This window comes from Streptomyces flavofungini (assembly GCF_041028215.1).
Taxonomy (GTDB): Bacteria; Actinomycetota; Actinomycetes; order Streptomycetales; family Streptomycetaceae; genus Streptomyces; species Streptomyces flavofungini_B.
In genome coordinates, this window is the sequence record NZ_JASKYR010001250.1 from 1 (window position 1) to 1,504 (window position 1,504).

The window sequence follows — 1,504 nt, forward strand, 5'->3', positions numbered from 1 at the left end:
TGCGGGGAGTGGGCCCGGTGAGGGCCGCGCGCGGCCGGGCCGGGTGGACCCGCAGCTTCCCGATCCGCCGCCGCCTCCCCCCGAGCCGTCCCCGTTCGTGCACCCGCGCGAGATGCCACCGGCCGCGGCGGCGCACCGGGACGCGGCTCCCGGGGATACGGAGCGGGCGCCCGCCGGGCCCGTGCTGCCCGGACTCCGGGTCCTGCCGCTCGGCAGCGGCCTGCTCCTCATCGGGCTCGGCCTGGGCTTTCTCGGGCTGCGGCTGCGGCGCGGCTGACCCGCGGCCGACCCGCGTCCGACCCCTGGCTGATCCGCCGCCGCGCCCCGGGCCGAGGGTGGATCACCTCGGTATGGGGGCACCACCCGTGTGTGAAGCCCGGGTACGAGAGAATGGCGGCATGGAGATGCCGAGGAGCGAACGGTCGTCGGAGAGCCCCCAGGTCCTGGTCGTGGGCCAGGACGGAATGGCGCTCGGTGGCGGCGGAGACGACGAATCCCGCGAGGTTCCGGTGACGGAGATGGTCGAACAACCGGCCAAGGTCATGCGCATCGGAAGCATGATCAAGCAGCTTCTCGAGGAGGTGCGGGCGGCTCCTCTCGACGAGGCGAGCAGGGCCCGTCTCAAGGAGATCCACGCGAGCTCGGTCAAGGAGCTGGAGGACGGTCTCGCGCCCGAGCTCGTGGAGGAGCTGGAGCGGCTCTCGCTGCCCTTCACCGAGGAGTCGACGCCGAGCGACGCTGAACTGCGGATCGCGCAGGCCCAGTTGGTCGGCTGGCTCGAAGGCCTCTTCCACGGGATCCAGACGACGCTGTTCGCGCAGCAGATGGCGGCGCGGGCCCAGCTCGAGTCGATGCGGCGGGCGCTGCCGCCCGGCGTGGGCGGTGGCGAGGACGACGAGGAGGGCGGCCTGGCGGGCCGCACCGGCGGGCCCTACCTGTAAGCGGGGCCCGCACCCGCAAGCGGGGTCCTTGTCTGCAAGCGGGGTCCTTGTCTGTGAGCGCGGCTCTCACCCGTAAGCGCGGTCCTCACCCGTAAGCCTCGAAGAGAGCGAGAGCCGCGGCACGCGAAAGGAGAGGGGCCCGGTACGCCGGGGCCCCTCTCCCTGTCTCTGCCCGTCAGTGCTAGGCCGGGTCACCCGTGGAGATGTCGAACTGGATCTCCACGTTCTTCGGGTCGATCTCCGTGCCTTCCTTCGGGGTCTGCCGCATGACGGTGTCCTGGCCGTACGCGTTCTCGTCGATCGGCCGCTTGTCGTAGCCCCAGCCGGCGGCCTGGAGGCAGGACAGCACCGACTTCCAGTCCTTGAACGTGAAGTCAGGCACCTTGATCTTGTTCTCGTCGTTGTAGGCCGTCTCCGGCTCGGTGCACTTCTCGGTCTCGACCGTGTTGTTGCGATCGGGCCCCTTGTGCCCCGCCACCGGCTGCTTCGACTTGTCGTCGGTGGCTTCCTTGTTGCCGTCGTCGCCGTTGAGGGAGATCGCCGTGATCAGGCCGCCGATGGCC

General features: G+C 70.9%; 2 protein-coding genes and 1 pseudogene. 2 read left to right on the forward strand and 1 reads right to left on the reverse strand.

Translation table 11 applies throughout. The features are described from left to right. A pseudogene (locus AB8Z36_RS40160) lies at window positions 1-277 on the forward strand (hypothetical protein); the annotation flags it as partial. A gap of 121 nt (window positions 278-398) precedes the next feature. Continuing rightward, on the forward strand, window positions 399-941 hold the full coding sequence (locus AB8Z36_RS40165; protein ID WP_369218296.1) for a bacterial proteasome activator family protein: 543 nt from the start codon (window positions 399-401) through the stop codon (window positions 939-941). A gap of 181 nt (window positions 942-1,122) precedes the next feature. On the opposite strand, the gene AB8Z36_RS40170 is transcribed toward AB8Z36_RS40165, so the two are convergent. Continuing rightward, on the reverse strand, window positions 1,123-1,504 hold a 382-nt coding region (locus AB8Z36_RS40170), incomplete at its 5' end, for a PASTA domain-containing protein (protein WP_369218297.1).